This window comes from Acinetobacter sp. V2, from assembly GCF_001188385.1.
Lineage (GTDB): Bacteria > Pseudomonadota > Gammaproteobacteria > Pseudomonadales > Moraxellaceae > Acinetobacter > Acinetobacter oleivorans.
The window spans coordinates 1,243,791-1,249,479 of record NZ_JZFB01000001.1 but is presented as its reverse complement, the minus strand read 5'-3'; the positions used below and the strand labels follow the sequence as shown (position 1 = coordinate 1,249,479).

The 5,689-nt window shown below is 34.4% G+C and carries 9 protein-coding genes; 5 read left to right on the top strand and 4 right to left on the bottom strand.

Going from position 1 to position 5,689, the window contains the following annotated elements:
• From UC75_RS05745 to UC75_RS05735, 3 genes are all read left to right on the top strand, one after another.
• Positions 1–351: hypothetical protein (locus UC75_RS05745; protein ID WP_228137112.1), on the top strand; the 351-nt coding region annotated here is incomplete at its 5' end.
• A gap of 151 nt (positions 352–502) precedes the next feature.
• Entirely contained in the window at positions 503–1,300 is a 798-nt protein-coding gene (locus UC75_RS05740) for a DUF4198 domain-containing protein (RefSeq protein WP_049836987.1), read from the top strand.
• A gap of 283 nt (positions 1,301–1,583) precedes the next feature.
• Positions 1,584–2,504 (top strand): LysR family transcriptional regulator, encoded by a 921-nt coding sequence (locus UC75_RS05735; RefSeq protein WP_002122195.1) that lies wholly within the window; start codon positions 1,584–1,586, stop codon positions 2,502–2,504.
• A gap of 62 nt (positions 2,505–2,566) precedes the next feature.
• Here UC75_RS05735 and UC75_RS05730 read toward each other — a convergent pair whose 3' ends face one another.
• Positions 2,567–3,019 carry a DUF441 domain-containing protein gene (locus tag UC75_RS05730; protein ID WP_004791554.1) on the bottom strand — a complete coding sequence of 151 codons (453 nt, stop codon included), beginning with the start codon at positions 3,017–3,019 and terminating at the stop codon, positions 2,567–2,569.
• Between the two features lie 251 nt (positions 3,020–3,270).
• Between UC75_RS05730 and UC75_RS05725 the strand changes: the two genes are divergently transcribed.
• On the top strand, positions 3,271–3,489 hold the full coding sequence (locus UC75_RS05725; protein ID WP_004791556.1) for a hypothetical protein: 219 nt from the start codon (positions 3,271–3,273) through the stop codon (positions 3,487–3,489).
• A gap of 101 nt (positions 3,490–3,590) precedes the next feature.
• Complete coding sequence (locus UC75_RS05720; protein WP_049836986.1) at positions 3,591–4,295, top strand: pseudouridine synthase; 705 nt, start codon at positions 3,591–3,593, stop codon at positions 4,293–4,295.
• Here the strand turns inward: UC75_RS05720 and UC75_RS05715 are convergent.
• From UC75_RS05715 to UC75_RS20330, 3 genes are all read right to left on the bottom strand, one after another.
• Positions 4,288–4,731, bottom strand: a complete 444-nt coding sequence (locus tag UC75_RS05715) for a GNAT family N-acetyltransferase (protein WP_002122286.1) — start codon at positions 4,729–4,731, stop codon at positions 4,288–4,290. The two genes, UC75_RS05720 and UC75_RS05715, sit on opposite strands and share 8 nt — an antisense overlap.
• Before the next feature lie 98 nt (positions 4,732–4,829).
• Positions 4,830–5,138 (bottom strand): type II toxin-antitoxin system RelB/DinJ family antitoxin, encoded by a 309-nt coding sequence (locus UC75_RS05710; RefSeq protein WP_049836985.1) that lies wholly within the window; start codon positions 5,136–5,138, stop codon positions 4,830–4,832.
• Positions 5,139–5,249: 111 nt separating this feature from the next.
• Positions 5,250–5,689 (bottom strand): pseudouridine synthase (locus UC75_RS20330; protein ID WP_228137110.1); only part of this gene is annotated, 440 nt, incomplete at its 5' end.

The following is a 5,689-nucleotide window of genomic DNA, read 5'->3' as shown; positions in this document are numbered from 1 at the left end:
AATCAACCAAGTAAAAAAAATTTAAATGTTCTAAATCCAGGCAGTTCTCGTAATTATGTGATTGCTGAGTTTGGTGCGCCTGTACTTTCAGAATACCGTGATGGAACACGCGTTGAGATCTATACTTTTCAGCAAGGTTATTCAAAGTGGGTGAAAGTCGGCAGAGCTTTTGGTCATGGTGTAGCAGATGTGGCTTCAATCGGCCTTTGGGAAGTATTTGGGACTCCGACAGAAGCATATTTTAATGGTAAAGAAACTTCATACGAAGTATCTTACGGACCAGATGATTTAGTGAAAAGCTATAAGCTAATTGATTTCGAGCAGACATTTCCAAAGATGAAACAGCAATAAAATCAAATTAAATAAGAAAAGGCCTTCGGGTCTTTTTTTATGTAAAATTAAATTTATTAATGATAATAAGAATTATTTTTATTTGTGTATACTGTATTCGCTTATATTTTGTCTGATTTTTCAACTTCGCATACAACAGGATTTTGTAATAATGAATAGATTTCTAATGACGTCACTTGGATTGATATGTACAACGGGCTTTGCTCACGAACCTTATGTAGCACCTGTAGCTTATAAAACTGAACAGACTCAAGTACCTGTAATTGCTGGTTATGCTGAAGAAGCATTAAATAGTGAATATGCTTTAAAGGATGCCAAGCTTAGTGTAATTACACCTAAAAATGAGCTTAAAACCGTTAACTCAGAAGCTGTGCATAAGTCTGTAACTGTTTTTGATGTAGATCTACCTGAAGAAGGCACATACATTGTTCAAACTCAGACGAGTTATCCTTTAAAATATGTATATGATCAAAAAGAATGGCATCTATTTTTTGATATGCCAGCTGATAAAGCTCCACCGAAAGCAGAACGTGAATATTTGATTCCGACTGACCTTAAAACAAAAACAATTAAAACAGAGCAAGTAACACGTGAGTGGATATTGCAGAGTTATCTTTCTAAGGGAAAAGTTTCAGATATTCAGCTTCCTAATTCACCGATTAAAGTTAGTTTTTCTGTGCATCCAAACCAAATTAAAGCTGCTCAACCAGTTAAATTAGCTATAACTGAAAAGGGCCAGCCTTTAGCTTATGCTGAAGTTAATGTAAGAGAAAAGGGTGCAACTGACAAACAAGTGCAGCAGTTTAAGGCAGAAAAGAATGGTCAGGTCGCGCTTAGCTTTCCAAAAGCTGGAGAGTACCTAGTAGAAGTAACAGCCCCTCTAAATTTGAAATTAAAACCTAAAGATCAGAGCTATACGATTATTAGCTTAAATGTATTAGCACAATAGTTTTTAGTTTTTTATAAAAATAGACCTTTATTAGGTCTATTTTCTTATGGTTTTTAACCATTTTAAAAACTTTATGAAATCGTTTTAATTTCCCTTCATTTTTGAAGATACCTAAATTCATCCCATGTAAAAATAGTGAAATAAAATTCATGTTGAGACAAACTAACTAATTTTGTGTTAAAGTGAATAAAATTCATTAATGAAGATTTGTCGAAAATTTTATGGAAAAGCAAACATGAGCTTTACCCATTTATAGATAAATCTACTTTTCAAGCGTGGGCCCATGTTAGAAATTCGTCACCTTAAAACTCTCGTTGCTTTACGTGAGCATGGTTCATTAGTTTCGGCAGCAAATGACCTTTGTTTAACGCCATCTGCCATTTCCCATCAATTAAAAGAATTAGATCATTGGTATGGGGTAGAGGTTGTTAATCGTCGAAGCAGACCTGTTAGTTTTTCTAATGTTGGACAGCGTTTATTAAAGTTAGCAGATGATGTTTTGCCACAAATTCAGATTACCCACAGTGATATCACACGTATTGTGCATGGACAGACCGGCAGAATTATTTTTTCATCGGAATGTCATAGTTGTTTTGACTGGTTAATGCCTTTATTAAATCAGTATCGTCAGCAATATCCAGATGTCGATTTAGATTTTGCTTCAGGTTTTGAGGCTAATCCGCATGAACTCTTACAGAATGCAGAATTTGATTTACTGATTACAGCTGACCCGATTGCGTTAAAAGGAATTGAGTATTTTCCGATTTTTGAATACGAATCCCGTTTAGTCTTATCAAATACGCATCCTTTGGTACGGGCTGAAAATATTACAGTTCAAGAGTTGGCCGAAGAAGTTTTAATTACTTATCCTGTTGATAAGCACCGTTTAGATATTATGTCTAAACTTTTCATTCCTGCGAATATTCAACCTAAGCAAATACGAACAACAGATTTAACCCAAATGCTTATTCAGCTTGTAGCAAGTGGGCGAGGTATTGCGGCTTTACCTGATTGGGTAGTAAATGAATATGAACAAAAAGGTTGGGTTACAAGCCGCCGTTTAGATTGTGTTTCTCCTACAGGTTTAAGACGAACTTTATATGCGGGTTATCGAACTGAAGAAAAAGAGAAAAGTTATTTTGAAGGATTTTTAAAGCAGTTAGAAAAGTTCTCTTTGAAACGGAATGCTTATTATTCTGGCTAAAAATAAAAATTTAGCCTAAGTGTTAAAAAGGTGCTTAATTGCACCTTTTTTATATCGACTTCTTATTTACCAATAAATAAAGAGAGTAAGCCTGCTGCAATCAGAGGGCCGACTGGTACACCACGAAGTAAAGCAACACCAGCAACCGTACCAATCAGTAAACCTGCTACCACATCAGGTTGGCTCGACATTAGTTTTACTCCACGACCACCCAACCAAGCGACTAATAAGCCAATTGCAATAGCTAAAAGTGATTTAAAACTAACAAATGACTTTAAAATACTCTCCCCACTGAGCTTCCCACTGGCAATGGGAGTAAGTACACCAATCGTTAAAATAAGAATTCCTAAATTAAGACCGTGAGCTTGAATATAAGGGAAAAACTCATTTAATGGCGTAATTTTAACGACAATGAGCACACCAGCTGCAATCGTTACAGCTGCATTTTGACTTAATAAGCCGCAGATCAACAGAACGAGTAGAACAACTAAATTAACATCAAATTGGGCAAGCATGGGGAGTGCGAAGGAAGTAAATAAATGGAATTGTATAATATTTAAGACACGTAATGTGAACGCTTTAAAAGATATAGCCGATTTTAAATCTTATTTTTAAGAATAAATGTTTGTATATCTCTCAATCCTAAAGAGTTTTAATTTCTGGTTACGCTTGGAAACAATGTTATATAAATTAACAAGTTAAAAATTTTAGTTTTTAAAAATTGTGATATAAAAATAGTCATTACTCATGAGTACAGGATAGATTTATGGACATTATTGATATCAAAATTAAAGATCAGTTTGACCAGATTCATGATGCAAAAGCGCAACTAAAGAAAAATTTAGTTGAACATGAAAATGAATCGTTAAAGCTAAGCCAACGTATTGAGCATATTATTGTTGATAATGAAATTATTCTGCCTACTACCGAATTATTATTTGAAAGTGAACAGAATGAAAATATTTATCGAGTAGTTGAAGAATAAAGTGTGAGTTGAATGAAGTAAATGTAAAGAGCTGCTCGTAGCGTTTAGTAAAAAGTGGAAACTACGTTAAAATAACAGCTTAGTTCTAATGAGAAAACTTCATGCTGCTGGAAAAAATTTTACAATCACAAGGGTTTGGTTCTCGTAAATATTGTCAGCAGTTAATAAAAAACGGATCTGTAAGTATTGATGGAGAGGTTGCAGATGATCTCAAAAAGCAATTCTCTCCAGAAAATTTAGAGTTTTCTCTTTTTGGGGAAACTTATCAATATCGTGAAAAAGTTTACCTTGCTCTAAAAAAACCAAAAGGTTTTGAGTGTTCACACCAGCCCCATCATCATCAAAGTGTATTTAGCCTTTTACCAGAAATCCTGATTCAACGGGGTGTGCAAGCCATTGGTCGTTTAGATCAAGATACAACAGGCTTACTTTTACTTACCGATGATGGTAAATATCTTCAAGCTTTAACTCATCCTCGTAAACATGTACCAAAGGTTTATCATGTTACGACTATAGATCCGGTTACACCTGAGCAAATTGAAATGTTGAGCCAAGGCGTAAATTTGCATCAAGAAAAAGGTGTTTTTGCTGCAACAGATGTTGAGATATTAGAAACGCATCAATTAACTATGACGATTCATCAAGGTGTTTATCATCAAGTAAAAAGAATGATTGCAGCTGTAGGAAATAAGGTAGAAGCATTACATCGCCATCAAGTAGGGCAATTGGTTTTACCTGAACTTGAAGATGGTGAGTGGATTTATTTATCTGAACAACAAAAACAGCTCGCTCAAAATATCATTTGAGAAAACAATGGAAAGTTTGGAACTCACTATCTCGAATAAATCCCATTTGTTCATATAAACGATGAGATTCATGATTGTTGCTTTGAGTTTCCAAACTAATCCGCAAAGCATTCTCTTGTTTTGCAAATAAGATTGCTGTATCGATTAGCTGTTTAGCAGAACCTTGACGACGAAAAACGGGCGTAACATAGACATCATCTAAGATATAATAAGTTGAACAAGCAACTGAAGAAAAACCTAAATAGAGTAAAATAAAACCCGTGATTTTATCGTCTTTAATATGAATGAAGAACACACTTTCTCTATTCTCAAAACGTTGTTTAAGGAAGTGAAGTGATTCATTAAAATTAGAAGAGGCCCCATAAAATTGGCGGTATTCATCAAATAAAACGGCGAGTTGCTCTAAATCTTCAAAAGTCGCTCGTCTAACGATCATTTGGCACTCCTTGTAACTTATCATTATGTTTTTACAAAGAGAGCATAACGAAAAAAACAGCTTTTTGACGTTAAAACTTGTTTATAAATGCAACAGTGTTAAGTTTTGTCGCTTTCACCAAGAAGTGCATTAAGTTCTTCAAATAAATCTTCATGGTCATCATCTTCAGCTAAAGCTGATGGATTTTGGTTCAATGAAGATGCTTTTGCTTTTCTCAGCTTTAATAATTGTTCCATATTAATATTCTGATTTTCGATAGCAAAAGGAATAGATTTAGTTAATACGACCTGTTTAAAAAAAAGTCGTACTGCTTGGGCAGGGGTAATTCCCAGTTGTTTAAAAACAGCAAAAGCCTGCTTTTTTTCTTGGGAGTCAAGTCGAACCTGATAAACTTCTGTTTTTCGCATGAATAACAAAACCAAATGATTTTTAATTTTTAGGAATTTATTTTAAACCATCGCAATGTAATTTCAATGCTTTTTGGCATAAAAAATAATCTTTTTGTCATTACGGTTACATTACAATGTCAATTCAAACTCAGAATTAAAAGACATTCCCTCTTTTGTGAGGGGATCTATAAATGAAATGTGCTTAGCTAGCAGCTGTAATGGTTCCGAGAAATCATCTTCTGCCTTGTGTTGAACTACTGGATAAAATGGATCATTTTTAATCGGAATTTCTAAGTAATTAAGATGCACGCGAAGTTGGTGCTGTTTACCCGTTGTCGGAGTTAAGCGATATTTTGCCCAAATCTGGTTATGCTCAATAAGCTCAATATAAGTCTTGGTATTTGTTTTTGCATTTTCTATAACCCGCATGGTGTAAAAAGGATGACCTTTATCTAAATGCAAGTGTAACGTCTGAGGGAAATTTAAATCTTTTTTATAAGGTGCAACAGCGTGATAAATTTTATTGACTTGGCGCTCTGCAAATAATTGTTGGTAAATACCACGCGACT

Coding starts and splice junctions, on each gene's coding strand:
- UC75_RS05740 (WP_049836987.1), top strand. CDS start 503: ATGAATAGATTTCTAATGACGTCACTTGGATTGATATGTACAACGGGC.
- UC75_RS05735 (WP_002122195.1), top strand. CDS start 1,584: ATGTTAGAAATTCGTCACCTTAAAACTCTCGTTGCTTTACGTGAGCAT.
- UC75_RS05730 (WP_004791554.1), bottom strand. CDS start 3,019: ATGCTTGCCCAATTTGATGTTAATTTAGTTGTTCTACTCGTTCTGTTG.
- UC75_RS05725 (WP_004791556.1), top strand. CDS start 3,271: ATGGACATTATTGATATCAAAATTAAAGATCAGTTTGACCAGATTCAT.
- UC75_RS05720 (WP_049836986.1), top strand. CDS start 3,591: ATGCTGCTGGAAAAAATTTTACAATCACAAGGGTTTGGTTCTCGTAAA.
- UC75_RS05715 (WP_002122286.1), bottom strand. CDS start 4,731: ATGATCGTTAGACGAGCGACTTTTGAAGATTTAGAGCAACTCGCCGTT.
- UC75_RS05710 (WP_049836985.1), bottom strand. CDS start 5,138: ATGCGAAAAACAGAAGTTTATCAGGTTCGACTTGACTCCCAAGAAAAA.